The 18,359-nt window shown below is 64.0% G+C and carries 18 protein-coding genes; 12 read left to right on the forward strand and 6 right to left on the reverse strand.

All coding sequences use genetic code 11. From position 1 onward, the window contains the following. The first annotated feature begins 16 nt into the window (after positions 1–16). Positions 17–1,561, forward strand: a complete 1,545-nt coding sequence (locus tag GGR23_RS07590) for a trimethylamine methyltransferase family protein (RefSeq protein ID WP_183365783.1) — start codon at positions 17–19, stop codon at positions 1,559–1,561. 143 nt (positions 1,562–1,704) lie between these two features. Here GGR23_RS07590 and GGR23_RS23170 read toward each other — a convergent pair whose 3' ends face one another. The 5 genes from GGR23_RS23170 to GGR23_RS07615 form a co-directional block, all read right to left on the reverse strand. Next, on the reverse strand, positions 1,705–2,541 hold the full coding sequence (locus GGR23_RS23170; protein ID WP_246365029.1) for a PRC-barrel domain-containing protein: 837 nt from the start codon (positions 2,539–2,541) through the stop codon (positions 1,705–1,707). A 225-nt stretch (positions 2,542–2,766) separates the two neighbouring features. Further along, on the reverse strand, positions 2,767–3,642 hold the full coding sequence (locus tag GGR23_RS07600; protein ID WP_183365564.1) for an SMP-30/gluconolactonase/LRE family protein: 876 nt from the start codon (positions 3,640–3,642) through the stop codon (positions 2,767–2,769). Continuing rightward, positions 3,635–4,291 (reverse strand): 2-dehydro-3-deoxy-6-phosphogalactonate aldolase, encoded by a 657-nt coding sequence (locus GGR23_RS07605; protein WP_183365565.1) that lies wholly within the window; start codon positions 4,289–4,291, stop codon positions 3,635–3,637. Before GGR23_RS07605 ends, GGR23_RS07600 begins: the two co-directional genes overlap by 8 nt. 9 nt (positions 4,292–4,300) lie before the next feature. Then, the gene (locus GGR23_RS07610) at positions 4,301–5,233 is read right to left on the reverse strand and encodes a 2-dehydro-3-deoxygalactonokinase (RefSeq protein WP_183365566.1); all 933 of its coding nucleotides are present in this window, start codon (positions 5,231–5,233) and stop codon (positions 4,301–4,303) included. Next, positions 5,233–6,012, reverse strand: coding sequence for an SDR family NAD(P)-dependent oxidoreductase (locus GGR23_RS07615; RefSeq protein ID WP_183365567.1), 780 nt, complete (start codon positions 6,010–6,012; stop codon positions 5,233–5,235). The genes GGR23_RS07610 and GGR23_RS07615 overlap by 1 nt, the downstream gene beginning before the upstream one ends. A gap of 90 nt (positions 6,013–6,102) precedes the next feature. On the opposite strand from GGR23_RS07615, the gene GGR23_RS07620 reads away from it, so the two are divergent. From GGR23_RS07620 to GGR23_RS07670, 11 genes are all read left to right on the forward strand, one after another. Further along, positions 6,103–6,891 carry an IclR family transcriptional regulator gene (locus GGR23_RS07620; RefSeq protein WP_183365568.1) on the forward strand — a complete coding sequence of 263 codons (789 nt, stop codon included), beginning with the start codon at positions 6,103–6,105 and terminating at the stop codon, positions 6,889–6,891. Between the two features lie 403 nt (positions 6,892–7,294). Continuing rightward, positions 7,295–8,035, forward strand: coding sequence for a helix-turn-helix transcriptional regulator (locus GGR23_RS07625; RefSeq protein ID WP_183365569.1), 741 nt, complete (start codon positions 7,295–7,297; stop codon positions 8,033–8,035). 429 nt (positions 8,036–8,464) lie between these two features. Then, positions 8,465–9,643, forward strand: coding sequence for a P-loop NTPase (locus tag GGR23_RS07630; protein WP_183365570.1), 1,179 nt, complete (start codon positions 8,465–8,467; stop codon positions 9,641–9,643). A gap of 313 nt (positions 9,644–9,956) precedes the next feature. Next, on the forward strand, positions 9,957–10,955 hold the full coding sequence (locus GGR23_RS07635) for a magnesium transporter CorA family protein (protein ID WP_183365571.1): 999 nt from the start codon (positions 9,957–9,959) through the stop codon (positions 10,953–10,955). 17 nt (positions 10,956–10,972) lie between these two features. After that, complete coding sequence (locus tag GGR23_RS07640) at positions 10,973–12,928, forward strand: potassium transporter Kup (RefSeq protein ID WP_183365572.1); 1,956 nt, start codon at positions 10,973–10,975, stop codon at positions 12,926–12,928. Between the two features lie 323 nt (positions 12,929–13,251). After that, positions 13,252–14,424, forward strand: a complete 1,173-nt coding sequence (locus tag GGR23_RS07645; protein WP_246365032.1) for a cell wall hydrolase — start codon at positions 13,252–13,254, stop codon at positions 14,422–14,424. A gap of 324 nt (positions 14,425–14,748) precedes the next feature. Beyond that, complete coding sequence (locus tag GGR23_RS07650; RefSeq protein ID WP_183365573.1) at positions 14,749–15,087, forward strand: AtpZ/AtpI family protein; 339 nt, start codon at positions 14,749–14,751, stop codon at positions 15,085–15,087. A 90-nt stretch (positions 15,088–15,177) separates the two neighbouring features. Further along, positions 15,178–15,930: a F0F1 ATP synthase subunit A gene (locus GGR23_RS07655; RefSeq protein WP_183365574.1), complete on the forward strand. Its 753-nt coding sequence runs from the start codon at positions 15,178–15,180 to the stop codon at positions 15,928–15,930. 69 nt (positions 15,931–15,999) lie between these two features. Further along, a complete protein-coding gene (locus tag GGR23_RS07660; RefSeq protein WP_183365575.1) occupies positions 16,000–16,227 on the forward strand; it encodes a F0F1 ATP synthase subunit C in 228 nt (75 codons plus the stop codon). Positions 16,228–16,408: 181 nt separating this feature from the next. Further along, positions 16,409–17,047, forward strand: coding sequence for a F0F1 ATP synthase subunit B (locus GGR23_RS07665; protein WP_183365576.1), 639 nt, complete (start codon positions 16,409–16,411; stop codon positions 17,045–17,047). Between the two features lie 4 nt (positions 17,048–17,051). Then, entirely contained in the window at positions 17,052–17,537 is a 486-nt protein-coding gene (locus tag GGR23_RS07670; protein ID WP_183365577.1) for a F0F1 ATP synthase subunit B, read from the forward strand. Between the two features lie 106 nt (positions 17,538–17,643). Here GGR23_RS07670 and GGR23_RS07675 read toward each other — a convergent pair whose 3' ends face one another. Then, on the reverse strand, positions 17,644–18,324 hold the full coding sequence (locus GGR23_RS07675) for a ribonuclease HII (RefSeq protein ID WP_183365578.1): 681 nt from the start codon (positions 18,322–18,324) through the stop codon (positions 17,644–17,646). Between the last annotated feature and the right edge of the window lie 35 nt (positions 18,325–18,359).

Here is an 18,359-nt window from a genome sequence, read left to right on the forward strand (position 1 = left end):
TACCGGAGTGAAGACCATGACCCTCGTCGCCGAAAAGCCCGCAAGCGCGGAGCGCCGCACCCGCGGCAACCGCCGCTCTCCGACCGCAAAGCCGGTGGGCGTACCCTATATCGTGCGCAACATTCCGACCTATGACATCCTGTCGGAGGAGAACCTCGTCAAGATCGAGCAGACGGCGGACCGCATACTTGCGGAAGTCGGCATCGAGTTCCGCGACGATCCCGTTGCCATCCAGCACTGGAAGCGGGCAGGCGCGAAGGTGGACGGCCTCAAGGTGACCTTCGAGCCCGGCATGCTGCGGGAAATCGTCTCCTCGGCGCCGCGCCAGTTCACCCAGTATGCCCGCAACCCTGCCAACAATGTGGAGATCGGCGGCAAGAGCGTCGTCTTTGCCCCCTCCTACGGATCCCCCTTCGTGATGGATCTGGACAAGGGCCGCCGCTACGGCACGCTCGAGGATTTCCAGAACCTCATCAAGCTCGCGCAGTCGAGCCCCTGGCTGCACCATTCCGGCGGCACGATCTGCGAGCCGGTCGACGTGCCGGTGAACAAGCGCCACCTCGACATGGTCTACAGCCACATCAAGTATTCCGACCGTCCCTTCATGGGTTCGGTCACGGCGGAGGACCGGGCGGAAGAGTCCATCGAGATGGCGCGCATCCTGTTCGGTGCCGATTTCGTCGACCGCAACTGCGTCATCCTCGGCAATGTCAACGTCAATTCGCCGCTCGTCTGGGACGGCACCATGACGAATGCGCTGCGCGCCTATGCCCGCGCCAACCAGGCGGCCGTCATCGTGCCCTTCATCCTCGGCGGGGCCATGGGCCCGGTCACCAATGCGGGGGCCATCGCCCAGGCCTTCGCGGAAACCCTGGCGGGCTGCGCGCTGACCCAGCTGGAGCGGAAGGGCGCGCCGGTGATCTTCGGCAACTTCCTCTCCTCCATGTCGCTGCGCTCCGGTTCGCCCACCTTCGGCACGCCGGAACCGGCAATCGGCTCCATGGTCATCGGCCAGCTTGCGCGCCGTCTCGGCCTGCCCCTGCGCTGCGCCGGCAACTTCTCGAATTCGAAGCTGCCCGACGGTCAGGCCATGCAGGAAGGGCTGATGTCGATGCTCTCGGCCATCCATTGCGGCGCGAACTTCATCCTCCATTCCGCAGGCTTCCTCGATGGCCTGCTGTCGATGTCCTACGAGAAGTTCGTGATGGATACGGATCTGTGCGGTGCACTCCACTCCTACCTGGCGGGCGTGGTCGTGGACGACAACACGCTGGCCATGGATGCCTTCCTGGAAGTGGGCCCGGGCAGCCATTTCCTCGGCTCCGCACACACCATGCGCAACTACACCACCGCCTTCTGGGATTCGGCGCTCTCGGACAACGAGCCCTACGAGAAGTGGAGCGAGGAGGGTGGGTCGACGGATATCGCGACGCGCGCGAACCGTCTCTGGAAGAAGACGCTTGCCGAATACGAGGCTCCGGCGCTGGACGAGGGCGTGGACGAGGCACTGTGCGATTACGTCGCCCGCAAGAAGGGCGAACGCGCCGACGCCTGGTACTGAGACAAAATAAAAGCGGCGGTGCCGAAGCACCGCCGCATTCGCCGGAAATGGAGGGGGAACCTTCCCACTTTACCGATTGTCGAGCCGGGGGCGGTGCTGAACAACGGTAACGCCTGGGAGGATTTCCGGCGAATCTCTCCGCCTTACTGGCCGGTCGTGCCGCCCGTGGAGGGCGAGGTACCGGTGGCAGGGGCGCCCGGAGCGGTTGCCGGCGGCGTGGTGCCGGTTGCCGGATCGGTCGTGGACGGGGCTGCCGTATCGGCGGCGGTGTTCTGATCGTCCAGCGTCTTGAACTCCGGAGCGTTCTTCAGCGTATCGGCCGTCTCGTTGGTGGTCAGCTTCAGATCGCTGCCATCTTCCTTCTGCGACGCCATGATGTTGGTCATCGGGACGGCGACGTTCTTTTCGCCGATGCCGAGGAAGCCGCCGACGCCGATCACCGCAGCGACAACGCCGCCATTCTTCTCGATGATCAGGTCGTTGATCTCGCCGATGCTCTCATCCTTGGAGTTGTAGACCGTCGCGCCGATGTAATCGTCCGCGCTGATCTGGTCCGGGGACTGCTCGGTCAGATAGGTGCCGGCCACTTCGCCGCCATCGGTCGAGGTGGACGTCGAGCTGGAAGAGGTGTCGGTGCCGGTCGTGCCGGAACCGGCCGTGCCCGATGTCGAGCTGCCGGACGTATCGGACGAACCCGTGGTACCCGAAGTGCCCGAGGTGCCGGACGTATCGGAGGAACCGGACGTGCCGGATGCACCCGAAGTGCCCGACGTGTCGGAAGACCCTGCCGTGCCCGAGGTGCCGGACGCGCCAGAGGTATCGGAAGAACCGGAGGTGCCGGATGCACCCGAATCGGTGGAGGTGGCGGGGGCAGTGCCCGAAGTATCGGCAGGCGGGTTCGTCGCATCCTGGGCAAAGGCCGCAGTGGTGGCCATGAGGAAGGTGCTGGCCGCAGCGACGGTAACGAGCTTCTTGATCATGTCGGATCTGCCTTTCTGTGAACTGTTCATCGGCAAGCGCGGCAGGGAGGAAGCCGCGCTCCGTCTTGCGGGGGGAAAACGGAGGTTGCCCTTTTTGGTTCCGAGAAAATCGTCGCCGACGGTCAAAAAATGCACTTAAAGGATGTGCTATATTTCGAAATTTAGTCCGAAAAGTAGAAAAGGCCAGCGCTAGCCGGCCTTTTGAATGCATTTTTCGCCCGCGTCCTAGAGAAGGTAGGAATGCTCGGCGCGGCCGTTCACGCGGATGCCGAGATCGAGGAGACAGCCATCCGGCGCTCCGGGCGCATCCATGCCCTCGGTCGCCGTGGTGACCAGAAGCCTGTCGAGCTGCGGCCCGAAAAAGGCGGGGCAGGAGGGCTGGCGGGCAGGGGTGGCATAGCGCGCCACGAGGCGCCCTGCGGGATCGTAGCGCTCGACGCAACCTTCGCCCCAGCGGGCATTCCACACATCGCCACTGGCATCGCAGACCGATCCGTCCACGCCGCCCGGCCGGCCGGAGGCATCGGCAAAGAGCTGCGGCTCGCCCGTGGGCAGTCCGGTCGCCGGATCGACGGCGATCTTCATGTAGCGGTTCACCTTGGTATCGACGAAATAGCCCGTGGCGCCGTCGGGCGAGAAGCAGATGCCGTTGGTGATGCCGATCCGGTCGACGATCCGGGTCACCGTGCCGCGGGCCACGTGATAGATGGCGCCGGCTTCCGGTTCTGCCTTCTTGCCCATGGTGCCGATCCAGAGCGCGCCGGAACGGTGCACGCGGCCGTCATTCGACCGGTTCTCCGGCCTGTCGGCCTCGAGAGGCGCGTGGAGAGAAAGCGCGCCGCTCGCACGGTCCCTTATATAAAGACCGTCTTCCATGGCGATCAGCTGCCGCGCATCGTCGATCCGGGCCGCGACGCTCGCCATCCGGGGCAGGGGGTGGACCCGCTTTTCACCGCCTGCGAGCTTCAGTTCGTGCAGCTCCTTTCCCAGAATGTTGAACCACCAGATGGTGTCCGTTTCGGGCTCGTAGGAGGGGCCCTCTCCGAGGATGAGCTGGCTGCTGCACAGCACCTTGCCAGCAAAGGATAGCGTCTCAACCATGGGTCTTCCCCTCTTTCGCGCAGGCGTCGTCATAGGCGGCAATGGTCTTCCGGGCGCGTGCCTTTACCTCGGCGGCGTCCATGCCGGGCTTGTAGAGGCTCGAGCCGAGGCCAAAGGCGGTGATGCCGGCCCGCACATAGTCTCCGAAATTCTCGTCCGACACGCCACCGACCGCCGCGATCACCAGATCCTTCGGCAGGACGGCGCGGATGGCGTTGATGCCGGAGGGGCCGAGAACGCTGGCGGGGAAGAACTTGAGTCCCGTCGCCCCGGCCCTGGCGGCCTGCAGCGCTTCCGTCGGCGTGAAGACGCCCGGCAGCGTCACCATGCCCCGCTCGCGGGCTGCGGCAATCACGTCGGGTTCGACATTGGGGCTGACCATCAGGCGGCCGCCAGCCGCGTGGAGGCTTTCCACCTGCCCGACGTCCAGCACCGTGCCGGCACCGATCAGCACGCTATCCGGTGCCATCTTCGCGGCGATCTCGATCGAACGGAACGGGTCGGGCGAATTCAGCGGTATCTCGATGGCGGTAAAGCCGGCCTCGATCAGCCCGCCGACGACGCCTTCGGTTTCCTCGGGCTTCAGCCCCCGGAGGATAGCGACCAGTGGATGGCGCATCTGGGGGAAGGGGATTCGGGTAGGGGTCATGTCTTTTCCTTATGCAGGCCAGAGGGCGCGCGCTGCGCGGATCAGCCCGTCGCGGACGGCATGATCCGCGTCCGTCACGCGGAAGGGTCGGTTGAGCGTTTCGAGCGCGGTGGCGTAGAGTTCGCCGAGCTTGCCGGAAACGAAGAGGGAAATGGTGCCGTTCCATGCCTCGCCCGCGGCGCCGCTTGCGCCGGCAATCTCGAGGCCGATCAGCGTGCCGGAAAGCCGCGCGCGTGAAACATCCGCCGGCGCACCCTGCAGGAGCTGTCCCGCACGGATGGCAAACAGCAGGTTGGTCGCCCGGGCGGGTTCGGCAACCGCCATCTGCACGGCGGCGCGGAAGGCTGCCATGTCCATCCCGTCGCTCCCGGCCAGAGAATGGGCGAGCAGCGAATGCCGGGCAATCACGTCGAAGAGTTCGCCCGTCATGTAGGTGGAGAAGCGGGTGACGGTCGATCCCTCCAGGCGCACCCATTTCGAATGGGTGCCCGGCATGCAGGCGAGATGCTCGCCGCTACCCAGATCCGCCGTTGCGCCGAGAAGCTGCGTTTCCTCGCCGCGCATCACGTCCGGATGGGCGGGGTCGCGGTTGGCAAGGCCGGGCAGGATGCGGATGTCGCGTGCCTCGCCCGGCACGCGCACCGCGCCCTCCAGCACGGCATCGAGAAGGGCGGGGACCGTCACGTAGCCCGCTTCCACCCAGCCCTGCCGGGCACCGGCCATGCCGCAGATCACCACCGGCAGGTCATCGGCTGCACCGAGCGCCGACAGGTGGCTCTTCAGGATCTTGGGGAAGCCGCAGGCCGCCGATGCCATGGCCATGCCCTCGTTGCTGCGCCGTTCGTCCAGCACCGCACCGGCCTCGGTGAGGAGCCACAGCCGGAAGCTGCTCGTTCCCCAGTCTACGGCGGCAAAGGCGGGACGCCTGTCGGTCTTCGTCATCAGAAAATTCCTCCGTCGGCGATGATGGATTGGGCGGTGATCGCGCCCGATGCGGCGGATGCCAGGAAAAGGCAGGGACCGGCCATGTCTTCGGCCACCAGCACGCGCTTCACGCATTGCCGTCGAACCATGGCGGCAATCCCCTCCTCGGTGAGCCAGAGCTTCTTCTGGCGCTCGGTGACGATCATGCCGGGAAGCACCGCATTGACCCGGATGCCCTCGGGGCCGAGACGCCCGGCCAGGCTTTTGGTCAGCCCGACGATGCCCGCCTTGGCGGCGGCATAGGAGGGCAGGTCCGGCATGTTCAGCAGATAGGCGATGGACGACATGTTGACGATGGCGCCGCCCGCCGCGCGCAGCGCCGGTGCCGCTGCCTGCACGGTGAAGAAGATCTGGCGCAGGTTGATCGCCTGGTTCTCGTCCCAGTAGGTCTCGGTCACGCTATCGAGATCGTGCCTGTCATCCCATCCGGCATTGTTGACAAGGACCCGCAGGCCCCCGAGCGCGCCGACGGCATCCGTGACGGCGCGCTTCAGCGCATCGATATCGGCGAGATCCACCTTGAAGAAGCCGGGCCGGTGGCGCACCTTGTCCCGAAGGGAGGCCAAAAGCGCGTTCGCAGCCTCCTCGTCCCGGTCAAGGAACGCAACCCGCGCATCCTGGGCCGCAAAGGCGCTGACCAGCGCCGCGCCGATGCCCGACGCCCCGCCGGTGACGAGGACCGGCGCCTCCTCCAGATCCGTGTAACGGGCGTTCACCTCAGCCTCCCTATGTTCCATTATTTGGAACTCAATTTGACTAAGTGGAATTATCGGAGTAAGCTTCGCCTCCGTCAAGGCGCTGCAATGCCTTTTGCCAGGAGATCGAGGATGGCTGTCGACAAAGCGAAGGGACGCGATACGGGAACCCTCGGCAAGGCCATGCGCCTTCTCGATCTCGTCGCCGAGGCGGATTTACCGCTGCGCTTCTCCGATATCCTCGCCCGATCGGGCGAGCCGCGGGGCACGGTTCACCGGCAGCTCACCCATCTGGTGGAGGAGGGGCTGCTGGAAATCGGTTCCGATTCCACCTACCGCCCGGGTCTCCGGCTTCTCTCCCTTGCCGCGCGCGCCTGGGCGTCCGCAGACTTCCGCGAGATCGCCGCCCCCGCCCTGCGTGCCCTGCACGAGGAAACCGGCGAGACGGTTCATCTCGGCGTATTGCGCGGCACGGACGTGATCTACCTGGACAAGGTCGAGAGCCGCCAGTCGGTGCGCATGCATTCGCAGATCGGCAAGGCGTCCCCGCTCTATTGCACCGGCATCGGCAAGGCCGCGCTGTCGCTGCTGCCGAAGGAAGAGGCCTCGCGGCTGATCGCCGGGCTCGACTTCCACCGTTTCACGCCCTCGACGATCACCTCTGCGGCGGCTCTCGAAGAGGAACTCGAGGCGATTCGCATGGCCGGCCACGCCTTCGACCGGGAGGAGCACGAGGAGGGCATCCGCTGTGTGGCGGCCCCGATTCGTCTCTCCGGGTCCGAACGCGCGGCGGGTGTTTCCGTGACCGGTCCCGCCTTCCGCGTCGGCCGCGACCGGCTGGAGCACTGGGCGGATGCGGTCAAGCGGACGGCCGCCCGGATCGGCGAGGAGGCCGCTCTCAGGCTTGGGCCGCGGCACTGAGCAGCCACGCCTTTTGTGCACTTGTCGACTGACAAGATATCGCCATTAATTTCTCGCATTCTAAGCAACTAGTGTTTTTTGCTACTTTTCGTAGTGGATACCTTTCGCCCTGCTCGGCCCGCTTTCTTGATTTTCATCAATTTTCGCGTCAAAATCGGGCATCCATTTTGTTATAGGAGATAAGTATTTGGGTTGAGATGCAGAATGTTGGCGTGCTGCGATTGAGAAGATCTGTGCGCTCAACCAAGCCCGGTGCGACGGAAGAAAGTACCGGTCTGGAAATCCAGGAAAAGTATCGCCGCTATAATTGAAATAAACTTTCCGCGCATTTATGGTTAAGCAGAAACCCACCTGCATCGGCAAGAACTGATTTCATCCCAGCGCCTAGCAAGACAAATGGACAATGGAAGCAATAGAGTCACTCACGCCGTTGGAAAAATGCAACAAGCTGATTGAAGAAATCAGCGGCTTCAAGACCCAGTTTGACGTCTTCCGTTTCATGAAGCGCGTCACCGAGTCCTTTGGCTCGAAGGTATTCATGGTGATGACACTGCCGGCGCGCACCACGCTTACCCTGGCAGGCAGCTCCGTTATTACGAACTGGCCGCCGGAACTCATCGCCTTCTATGATCGCGAGGGCCTGCTGACGGCAAGCCCGGTCATCGATCGCCTGCGCAATTCCACGACACCCTTCACCTACGATACCAGCCGCATCAATCACGGCCGCAAGGATGGCAAGCACGAGAAGGTCGTGGAGGCCTTCAACCGGTATGGCATGGAGCGCGGCGCCTATTTCCCGGTGCATGATTCGCTCGGCCAGCGCGGCGCCATCTCGCTTTCGGGCGAGCGGGACGGGTTCGACTTCGACGAGATGGTGGCCCTGTCCTACATTTTCGTCCACGTCTTCGACAGCCTTTCGGCGCTGCGCGAGATGGACCGCCGCCCCGGCGAAAGCCTCACCGACCGCGAGATCGACTGCCTCACCTGGACCGCGGCCGGCAAGACCAGCGCGGAGATCGCGGAAATCCTCACGCTCTCGGAACATACGGTCAACCACTACCTCAACCGTGCAACCAAGAAGCTCGATACCGTGAACCGCACACAAGCGGTTGTAAAGGCGATGAAAACCGGTCTCATCAAGTGACCGGCGACGGGTCTGAACGGTCCCAAATAAGCGTTTGACTCTTTGTGAAATCGTGCTTTTCTAAGGCCGGGTCCAGAGGGGACTGCCAACAGAGAACATCCGCAAAACAAGGATGTCATGGTCAAAGACCGCCGCGCCTTGCGGGATCGCCATCGGCTTGATCCTGCGGCGCGGCGATCTTTTTTCATGGCATGCCGCTTCCGGACCGTTTTCCTTTCCCGCGCCTGTCATTCTTGCGTTCCGGACCGGGCCTCCTGCCGATGCATGCCGTGCGGCGTGCCGGCGCTGGCGCGGAACGCGCGGCGAAACCGGTTCGCACTTTCGCGGCACATGCACTATATCGGTTCGGGATGCGCCTTCCGCCCGGGAGGCGCGTGAAGCAGGAAGGCGCGGCGTTCTCAGCGCCGCCAAGGTGAGGAAAGGCGGAACGTGGTTTCCAAGGAACAGGTGACGGACGCACTGAAGACGGTGCGTGGCCCCGATTTCGAAAGCGACATCGTCGCGCTCGGCATGGTGTCCGATGTCTTCATCTCCGATGGCAAGGTCTATTTCTCGCTCACGGTTCCGGCCGAGAGGGCGCGCGAGCTCGAGCCGCTGCGCCAGGCGGCGGAGCGGGTGGTGAAGGCGATCCCCGGCGTGAAGGGGGCGATGGTGGCGCTGACGGCGGACAAGAAGCCCGCGGCCTCGGCTCCGGCGGCGCGTCCGGCCCCGGCCGCCGGTCATTCCCACGGTCACGCCCACGGTCACGCCCATGATCACGCTCATCACGGCCACGCCCATGGCGGCGCAGCGCCCAAGCCGCAGAAGCCCGGCATTCCCGGCATCCGCCACATCATCGCGGTGGCCTCTGGCAAGGGTGGTGTCGGCAAGTCCACCACGGCGGTCAACCTCGCGCTGGGACTGAAGGCGAACGGCCTGAGGGTCGGCATTCTCGATGCGGACATCTATGGCCCGTCCATGCCGCGCCTGCTGAAGATCTCGGGCCGCCCGAGCCAGATCGACGGCAAGATCATCCAGCCGATGGAAAATTACGGCGTCAAGGTGATGTCCATGGGCTTCCTCGTGGACGAGGAGACGGCGATGATCTGGCGCGGGCCGATGGTCCAGTCCGCCCTGCTGCAGATGCTGCGGGAAGTCGCCTGGGGCGAGCTCGACGTGCTTGTCGTCGACATGCCGCCGGGCACCGGCGATGCGCAGCTCACCATGGCGCAGCAGGTGCCGCTTTCCGGCGCCGTCATCGTCTCCACCCCGCAGGACCTCGCCCTCATCGACGCACGCAAGGCCATCACCATGTTCCGCAAGGTGGAAGTGCCGCTTCTCGGCGTCGTGGAAAACATGAGCTATTTCATCGCCCCGGATACGGGCGCGCGCTACGACATCTTCGGCCATGGCGGCGCTCGCGCCGAAGCCGGCCGGATCGACGTTCCCTTCCTCGGCGAGATACCGCTCACCATGGCAATCCGCGAACTGTCCGATGCCGGCACGCCGGTCGTGGTGGCCGAGCCGGATGGTCCCCAGTCGGTGGCCTACAAGTCGATCGCCGCACAGGTCTGGCAGCAGCTTGCCGGCGCGGAAGCCCGCCCCGCACCCAATCTCGTCTTTGAATGAAAGCCCGTCCGGCGCGTCCCGAGCGAGGCGCGCCGGACACATCCAAAAAAAATCTGCTGCGCTGCACAATTCTCGACAGGCTTCGGTCGTTTCTTGACCGATTGGAAAAATATCAGCCATTCCTAGGGTTTGGACTGGCTGTCTCACGCGTGGTGTAAGGGTTTGTTAACCCGTTTGTCCAAAATGGGGCACAGGATGCGCCGACCCCCGCTCTTGATTCCGCCGGGACTTTGCGCGATATGCCCGCACCTTCCGGCCTCGGGCCGGTCTATAAGGAGTTGAACACCGTGAACCGGTTTGCGGGAGCTCTCGCGTGATCACCGCCTATCGCAGGACGGGCGAAGCCACGGTTCTGGCTGCCGACAGGTTTGCGGCCGGCCTTGATGGCGATATTGTCTGGATCGATCTCGATGCGCCCTCCCGCGAGGAAGAGGCGGCGATCGAGGCTGCGCTCAGCATTTCCGTTCCCACCCGCGAAGACCTCAAGGACATCGAACCCTCCAGTCGTCTCTTCGTCGAGAATGGTGACGTTTTCATGACCGCTTCGCTGGTCTGGAAGACGGAAACGGATTTTCCCGACCTGACCGACATCGCCTTCATCCTCACCCACGAGCGGCTGGTCACGGTGCGCTATGCGGAGCCGCGCGCCTTCAAGCTGTTCGCGGCAGCGCTCGCGCGGTTCTGCGCGAACGGGCACGGGCCGCAGCCGGGCCCCACCGCCATGACCGCACCGCATCTCATGGCGCGGCTTCTCGAGACCATCAGCGACCGGACGGCGGAGATCCTGGAGCAGGAGACAGCCCGGATCGACGCGCTTTCGCTGCAGGTGTTTTCCGGGGGCACGAAGCGCCGTCCGCCGCGCTATCTGGAAGAGCGGCTGCTCGATGTGGCCTCCCATCACCGCCTGCTCGGAAAGGTCAAGGAAAGCCTTGCCTCGCTTTCGCGGCTCGTCAGCTTTCTCCAGTCGCTGCCCGCCGTCCAGGGCGACGACGACGCCCGCAATCTCTGCCACACGATCGCACGCGACATTCAGTCGCTGTCCGAGCACGTGTCGTTCATCGCGGGCAACATTACCTTTCTGCTGGATGCATCGCTCGGACTGATCAATCTCGAGCAGAACGCCATCATCAAGATCTTCTCGATTGCCTCGGTGGTATTCCTGCCCCCGACCCTCGTGGCATCGATCTACGGCATGAATTTCCAGTTCATGCCGGAAACCGGATGGACCTATGGCTACCCCATGTCGCTGATCGCGATGCTGGTCTCCGCCATCGTGCCCTATTTCTTTTTCCGTTGGAAAGGCTGGCTCTGAAGGAGCCTGAGGTCATCATGCCTGAACATGCAGAACAGAATGCGCAGGACAAGGTCACGGTTGCCGTCCCCGAGGACAGCCACGCCCATCATGGCCATGGCCCCGGCGGGCTGAAGGGGCTCGTCGGCCTCGCCATCGGGTCCATCGGCGTCGTCTACGGCGATATCGGCACCAGCCCGCTTTACGCCTTCCGCCAGGCCCTCCTGCCGATGACCCGCGACGGGGTGATCGCACCGCACGAGGTGGTCGGTCCCATCTCGCTGATCCTCTGGACGCTGACGATCATCGTCATGCTGAAATACATCCTCTTCCTGCTGCGCCTCGACAACGACGGCGAAGGCGGCACGCTCTCGCTGCTCGCACTCCTGCTGAAGACGGCGAACGGACACACCGTTTTCCTCACCTTCCTGGGGCTCATCGGTGCGGCGCTCTTCCTCGGAGAGGTGATGATCACGCCGGCCGTCTCGGTTCTCTCGGCGGTGGAAGGCCTGAAGCTCGTCGCCTCGGGCATGGATCCGTTCATCCTGCCCATTGCCATCGGCATTCTCATCGCGCTCTTTGCCATCCAGTCCCACGGGACGGGCGCGGTTGCCCGCTTCTTCGGGCCGATCACCCTGCTCTGGTTCCTCGTCATCGGCGTCGGCGGCATCTCGCACATCCTCGACAGCCCGCAGATCTTCGCCGCGATCAATCCGATCAACGCGGTGCGCTTTGTCCTGAACGAGGGCTATGTCGGCTTCGTGGTGCTGGGCGCCGTCTTCCTGACCGTCACCGGCACGGAGGCGCTCTATGCCGACCTCGGCCATTTCGGCCGCAAGCCGATCCAGGTCGCCTTCATCTTCGTCGTCTATCCCTCGCTGGTGCTGAACTATCTGGGGCAGGGAGCCTATGTGCTCGCCCATCCGGAAGCCGCTTCGGACCCGTTCTTCCTGATGTTCCCCACCTGGGCGCTGCTGCCGGTGGTCATCCTGGCGACGGCGGCCACCATCATCGCCAGCCAGGCGGTCATCACCGGGGCCTTCTCGCTGACCCGCCAGGCGATCCATCTGGGCTTCCTGCCGCGCATGGAAATCCTCTTCACCTCCGAGACCAATACCGGGCAGATCTACCTGCCGGCGGTCAACCGGCTGCTGCTGGTGGCGGTCATCATCCTGGTGCTGACCTTCCGCTCTTCCGAGGCCCTCGCCACCGCCTATGGCATCTCCGTCACCGGCGCGATGGTGGTCACCACCACCATGTCCTTCGAGTTCGTGCGGGCCCGCTGGAAGTGGCCGCTCTGGAAGGCGCTCCTCGTGCTGCTGCCGCTCTTCCTGCTGGAATGCGTCTTCTTCAGCGCCAACCTGCTGAAGATTCACGATGGCGGCTATATCCCGGTCATGTTCGCGATCATCTTCACGGTCGTCATGTGGACCTGGCGCCGTGGCACGCAGATCCTGTTCAACAAGACCCGGCACACCGACATTCCGCTGATGGCCTTCATTCCCTCCATCGAGAAGGAAAGCGCCCATGCGCCGAAATCCGTGCCGGGAACGGCGATCTTCCTGACTTCGGATCCGGATTCGGTGCCGGCGGCGCTGATGCACAACCTCAAGCACAATCACGTGCTGCACGAGAAGAACGTCATCCTGACGATCAAGACCGTGAACCGTCCGCGCGTCAATCCGGAGGACCGGTACAAGATCGAGAAGCTTTCCGAGCGCTTCTCCCGCGTGCAGCTGAACTTCGGCTTCATGGAAACGCAGAATGTCTCGCAGGCGCTTGGCCATCTGCGGAAGGGCGGGGTGAAATTCGACATCATGTCCACCTCCTTCTATCTCGGCCGTCGAAAGCTCGTCTGCGATCCGAAGTCGGAAATGCCCGCCTGGCAGGGCAGGCTCTATGTGGCCCTTGCCAATGCGGCGACCGATCCCTCCGACTATTTCAAGCTGCCCACCAACCGCGTGGTGGAGCTGGGCTCGCACGTCGTCATCTGACGGCGCTCCGGCTGCCGGCACATCGAGCCCCGGGTCGGTGCGGCCCGGGGCTTTTTCATGCGCGCTGCCCAAGGTGGTTAACGGCGCCGGCGCCTGCATCGCCGGCTCTGCCATAAAAAGCCCGCAGTTCCCGGGCGTTAACCAATGATCAAGGTTAATCGGCGATAGTTCCCGAAGAGATCGGCGCGCACCCGCACTGGAGCAGCCGTTTCACCATCGACATTCGCGCACGCCCGGGAGGGTTCGGATGGCAGGCCGCCGTCCGGCACCGATGGCGCGTGTCCGGAAGAACCGTATCGCGTCCCAGTGTGGAGTATGCCGTTTTGAGTCAGAAAGGCCGTTTCGCCCTTCCCATCCGGGGCAGCTGGATTTCTCCCTTCGTTTTCGGCATCGCGGCCTGGCTCGGCACCCCCAGCCTGCCGGCCCACGGCGACATGGCCGGCCTGCTCACGGGCCTGGACGATGGCACGCCGGCCTGGCGCATGGTCGTCACCGCCGTGAAGGCGGATTCGGTCGCCGGGCCCAAGCTCACCTTTCACGATCCCGTGACGGCGGAGATGCTCGGCCGCAAGAGCGGCATGGTGCTGCCTGACGGCAACCGCGTCGCCATGACGGAGGACAAGTATCCGCCGGATCCGCGGCCGGACGAGGAGCGCATCAACCGGAAGGACAAGCGCGGCCGCATCGTGGCGGCCGAAACCATGCAGCCGCCGAAGGCCTTCACCGCCGGTTCCGTGCTGCAGCGTGTCAGTGCCGTCTTTGCCAATCCCGAAACTCCGGACGAACTCATGGCCTTCGCCAAGGCGGAGCCCAAGGGCACGGAAATGATGATCGCGCAGACCTTCTACCGCAAGCCGGACGAGAAGGCCCTCGATGCCCAGGTGCCGGCGCTGATCGCCGACCTCGTCACCAACCGCAATGCCGACGTGCTGGCGACCGCCTATGCGCCGGCCGATCCCGATGCCGGCAGGACCTCGCCCTTCGATGCGATCCTGAAGAAGGATCCGGAAGAGGGGCGCTTCCGCCCCGTCATCGGCCCCAAGGATCACGCCTGGGCCGCGAATATCCTGCCGCCGAGCGTCTTTACGGCGAAGGAGCAGAAGTGCCTCGCCGACGCCATCTATTTCGAGGCGCGCGGCGAGCCGCTTAAGGGCCAGGCCGCCGTGGCGCAGGTTGTGCTGAACCGGGTGCGCAACCCGGCCTATCCGGACACCATCTGCGGCGTCGTCTACCAGAACAAGGACTGGACCAACCAGTGCCAGTTCTCCTTTGCCTGCGACCGCATCAAGGACATCATCTGGTCGCCCGAGCGCCACAAGGTGGCCGAGGAAATCGCGCTGGCCGTGACTGCCGGCAAGATCTGGCTTCCGGAGGTCGGCTCCTCGACCCACTATCACGCGATCTACGTGAAGCCGAACTGGGCGCCCACCATGAAGCGCGTTGCCAAAATCGGCTGGCACATCTTCTATCGCACCTATGGCGGCGGATGGAGCTGAGTCTCCCCGCCCGATGGAACTCTCCGCTTTCAATCGGTTTTATCGGACTCAGGGACCGCCGCCCGGGCGGTCATTGTGCCGCATGCGCCTAAGGAATGTTGACGAAGTTTAAGGGGAATCCCCCTTCAAACAGATCAACTATTTGATTTTAATGGACAAATTTCCGCCTGCGCCACTGCGGGCTGAAGCTTGACTATACGGACACCTAAAACTATGTTGCGCCCGACTTCAAAACGGGCCGGAAGGTGTTAAACCTGGGGCGTTTGTGGGGCGTTGGAAGCCGGTTCAGGCCGGAAAATCGAACCCAGACAGACGGAGGCAGGAATGACCGACCAGCGGGATGAAGCACTCGAAGAACGCAGGAAGCGTCTCGGAGCCGCCTTGAAGGATGTGCGACGGGATGCGGGCCGCGAGGCGGCGGACGAGCGCAAGGCCGAGGCAAACCGCAAAGGTTTCGCCGAGGCGATGAAGCTCTCCTCCGAATTCGTGGCGGCGGTGATCGTCGGCGGTGCTCTCGGCTACTTCCTCGACCGTTTCGCAGGCACGGGACCCTGGGGCTTGATCATATTGCTGCTCCTCGGCTTCTGCGCCGGCGTCTTGAATGTGATGCGGGCCGCGGGGCTGGTGGCAAGGCCGGATCCTGGCGACCGCAAGGACAGGTAAGTTTCGACAGGAAGGGCGGGTGTCGCCCGTCCTTCAAGGCATGAATTTCCGGCTCCCGGTGAGCGCGGGCAACGTGAAGAGAGACCAACGGTGTCAAACGATCCGACCCATCAGTTCCTGATCCAGAAGATTGTGCCGCTCAATGTCGGCGGTTATGACGTTTCCTTCACCAATGCCTCGCTGTTCATGGTTGCGACCGTCGCCGTGGCTTCGGGCTTCCTCTACTTCTCCAGCTCCAGCCGCAGCCTCATTCCAGGCCGCTCGCAGTCGCTGGCCGAGATGTCCTACGAATTCATCGCCAACATGCTGCGCGAAGGCGCCGGAAGCCACGGGATGAAATTCTTCCCCATGGTCTTCTCGCTGTTCATGTTCGTGCTGACGGCGAACCTGCTGGGCATGGTTCCCTACTTCTTCACCGTGACGTCGCAGATCATCGTGACCTTTGCGCTCGCGCTCTTCGTCATCGGCACCGTGATCGTCTACGGTTTCTACAAGCATGGTCTGGGCTTCCTCAATCTCTTCGTGCCCTCGGGCGTTCCGGGCGCGCTTCTGCCGCTCGTCGTCGCGATCGAGGTGATCTCGTTCCTGTCCCGTCCGATCTCGCTGTCCGTTCGTCTCTTCGCGAACCTGCTGGCCGGTCACATCACGCTCAAGGTCTTCGCCGGCTTCGTCGCCTCGCTGGGCGCGCTCGGTGCGCTGGGCGTCGGCGGTGCCGTGCTTCCCCTCATCATGACGGTCGCCCTGACCGGTCTCGAATTCCTCGTTGCCTTCCTGCAGGCATATGTCTTTGCGGTACTCACCTGCATGTACCTCAACGACGCCGTGCACCCGGGTGGCCACTGAGGATTACCAACATTGACGTCCCCGGACGTCAGTCGAAACGCCGCAACAACCATTTCGAAGGAGTTTAAGATGGATCCTATTGCAGCAAAGTACATCGGCGCTGGTCTCGCTTGCTTTGGCATGGCCGGTACGGCTCTCGGCCTCGGCAACATCTTCGGCAGCTACCTCTCGGGCGCCCTGCGCAACCCGTCCGCTGCTGACAGCCAGTTCGGCCGCCTCGTATTCGGCTTCGCCGTTACGGAAGCTCTGGGCATCTTCTCGCTGCTCGTAGCTCTGCTTCTGCTGTTCGCTGTCTGATACAGTGACGAAGACAGGATCACGGTTCGTGTTGGTCGCGGACCGTGATCTTTTGCATTTCTGACGCAGTTCCCGCGGGCCCGTCGGCCGACGCGGACCGGATTGCGAAATCAAGAGAATTCAAACGCTTCTTGGGCTCCATCGCCGGGAAGTGCACCAAAGGACACCCCTGGAGGTGAGCATGTTTGTGACCCCGGCCTACGCCGAAGAAACCACGGCTCAGCCCGCGCCTGCGGCTGCGGATGCCGCGGCAACCGAGGCCCATGGCGCTCCGGCGGCCGAAGAGACCCATACGGAGACCGGTGTCGCCCATGAAGGCGGCCCGAAGGTCTTCCCGCCCTTCGATTCCACCACCTTCGCTTCCCAGCTTCTGTGGCTGGTCATCACGTTCGGCCTCTTCTATCTGCTGATGCAGAAGGTGATTGCGCCGCGCATCGGTGGCATCCTGGAAGACCGCAAGAGCCGGATCTCCAAGGACCTGAACGAGGCTGCGAGCCTCAAGAAGGAAGCCGATCTCGCGGTCGAGACCTACGAGAAGGAACTCGCCCAGGCCAAGGCCAAGGCGAACACCATCGCGTCGGAAGCCCGTGAAGCCGCCAAGGGCAAGGCTGCCGCAGAGCGCGCCGCCGTCGAGGCCGAGCTCACCAAGAAGGTCACCGAAGCGGAAGGCCGCATTGCCGAGATCAAGGCCAAGGCCTTTGCCGATGTCGGCACCATCGCAACCGAAACCGCCAGCGCGGTTGTCGAGCGCCTGATCGGCGGCTCGGTCGCCCCGGCGGACGTCGCCGCGGCTGTCGCCAGCGCAAAGCAGGAGGGCTGATCCCATGCATTTTGATGCTACCTTCTTTGCCTTCGTCGGCCTCGTCATCTTCCTGGCTCTGGTCGTCTACCTCAAGGTTCCGGGCATGGTTGCCAAGAGCCTCGACGCCCGCGCCGACCAGATCCGCAACGACCTCTCGGAAGCCAAGCGCCTGCGTGAAGAGGCCCAGCAGCTGCTGGCCGAATATCAGCGAAAGCGCAAGGAAGCGGAAGCCGACGCTGCCAAGATCGTCGCCGCCGCCGAGCGCGAGGCCGAGATGATCGCCGCCGAAGCCAAGCAGAAGACGGAAGAATTCGTCGCCCGCCGCAACGCGCTGTCCGAGCAGAAGATCAAGCAGGCCGAGACCGACGCCGTGAACGCCGTTCGCGCCGCCGCCGTAGACCTCGCGATCGCCGCCGCCGAGAAGGTGCTGGCAAGCCGCGCTGACGCAAATGTCCAGGCCGACCTGTTCAACCAGGCCGTCGGTGAAGTGAAGACCCGCCTGAACTGAGGCGCTCTCCTCACGCTCCCATCACGAAAAAGCCCGCGAAAGCGGGCTTTTTTCATGGGCGACGTCAGGAAACGGGCAGGGAGGGCGGTGGCCTGCTGAAGAAGCCTCAGGCCGTCTGCTGGCCGTCTTCCTGGGCAAAGAGCGCAATGGGGCGGAAGCTCATCCGGTGCAGGGGGCAGGGGCCGTGAAGCGCGATCTGCTCCCGGTGAAAGCTGGTCGCATAGCCTGCATGGATTTCGAAGCCATAGACCGAATAAAGCGTGCCCGCCTGCTCCATCATCCGGTCGCGAGTGACCTTGGCCACGATGGAGGCCGCGGCGATGGACAACGAGCGGCTGTCCCCCTTGACGACTGCCTTGCCGGGAAAGGGCAGCCCCGGGGGCACGTCCCGGCCGTCCACCAGCAGGAAGTCGGGACGAAGCGCGAGGCTGCAGGCGGCGCGGCGCATGGCATCGAGGCTCGCCTTGAGGATGTCGGTATCGTCGATCCGTCGCGGCCCGGAGGAGGCAATCGCGACCATCGAGGTCCGCAGCACCTCGCTGTAGATGGCGTTGCGCTGCGCAGCCGAGAGCTTCTTGGAATCGTTGAGCCCGTCTGGAATGTTGTCCGGATCGAGGATGACCGCGGCGGCGACGACAGGGCCCGCCAGCGGCCCGCGGCCGGCCTCGTCCGCACCGGCCACCACGGAATAGCCGTCGCGCATCAGCGCGCGCTCCAGGTTGAAGTCCGGCTTGTTGGCGAGCAGCTCGAAAAGTGCGGGAGAATCGGGAGGCGTGCGGCGTGTCATGCGGCGAGACTCGCACGCCTCACCGATCTCCTGCA

It is taken from the genome of Gellertiella hungarica (assembly GCF_014197145.1).
In the GTDB taxonomy this organism is placed as follows: domain Bacteria; phylum Pseudomonadota; class Alphaproteobacteria; order Rhizobiales; family Rhizobiaceae; genus Gellertiella; species Gellertiella hungarica.

Excerpts from the sequence above, each read along its gene's own strand:
- GGR23_RS07590 (WP_183365783.1), top strand. The coding sequence starts at position 17 with ATGACCCTCGTCGCCGAAAAGCCCGCAAGCGCGGAGCGCCGCACCCGC.
- GGR23_RS23170 (WP_246365029.1), bottom strand. The coding sequence starts at position 2,541 with ATGATCAAGAAGCTCGTTACCGTCGCTGCGGCCAGCACCTTCCTCATG.
- GGR23_RS07600 (WP_183365564.1), bottom strand. The coding sequence starts at position 3,642 with ATGGTTGAGACGCTATCCTTTGCTGGCAAGGTGCTGTGCAGCAGCCAG.
- GGR23_RS07605 (WP_183365565.1), bottom strand. The coding sequence starts at position 4,291 with ATGACCCCTACCCGAATCCCCTTCCCCCAGATGCGCCATCCACTGGTC.
- GGR23_RS07610 (WP_183365566.1), bottom strand. The coding sequence starts at position 5,233 with ATGACGAAGACCGACAGGCGTCCCGCCTTTGCCGCCGTAGACTGGGGA.
- GGR23_RS07615 (WP_183365567.1), bottom strand. The coding sequence starts at position 6,012 with ATGGAACATAGGGAGGCTGAGGTGAACGCCCGTTACACGGATCTGGAG.
- GGR23_RS07620 (WP_183365568.1), top strand. The coding sequence starts at position 6,103 with ATGGCTGTCGACAAAGCGAAGGGACGCGATACGGGAACCCTCGGCAAG.
- GGR23_RS07625 (WP_183365569.1), top strand. The coding sequence starts at position 7,295 with ATGGAAGCAATAGAGTCACTCACGCCGTTGGAAAAATGCAACAAGCTG.
- GGR23_RS07640 (WP_183365572.1), top strand. The coding sequence starts at position 10,973 with ATGCCTGAACATGCAGAACAGAATGCGCAGGACAAGGTCACGGTTGCC.
- GGR23_RS07650 (WP_183365573.1), top strand. The coding sequence starts at position 14,749 with ATGACCGACCAGCGGGATGAAGCACTCGAAGAACGCAGGAAGCGTCTC.
- GGR23_RS07660 (WP_183365575.1), top strand. The coding sequence starts at position 16,000 with ATGGATCCTATTGCAGCAAAGTACATCGGCGCTGGTCTCGCTTGCTTT.
- GGR23_RS07665 (WP_183365576.1), top strand. The coding sequence starts at position 16,409 with ATGTTTGTGACCCCGGCCTACGCCGAAGAAACCACGGCTCAGCCCGCG.
- GGR23_RS07670 (WP_183365577.1), top strand. The coding sequence starts at position 17,052 with ATGCATTTTGATGCTACCTTCTTTGCCTTCGTCGGCCTCGTCATCTTC.
- GGR23_RS07675 (WP_183365578.1), bottom strand. The coding sequence starts at position 18,324 with ATGACACGCCGCACGCCTCCCGATTCTCCCGCACTTTTCGAGCTGCTC.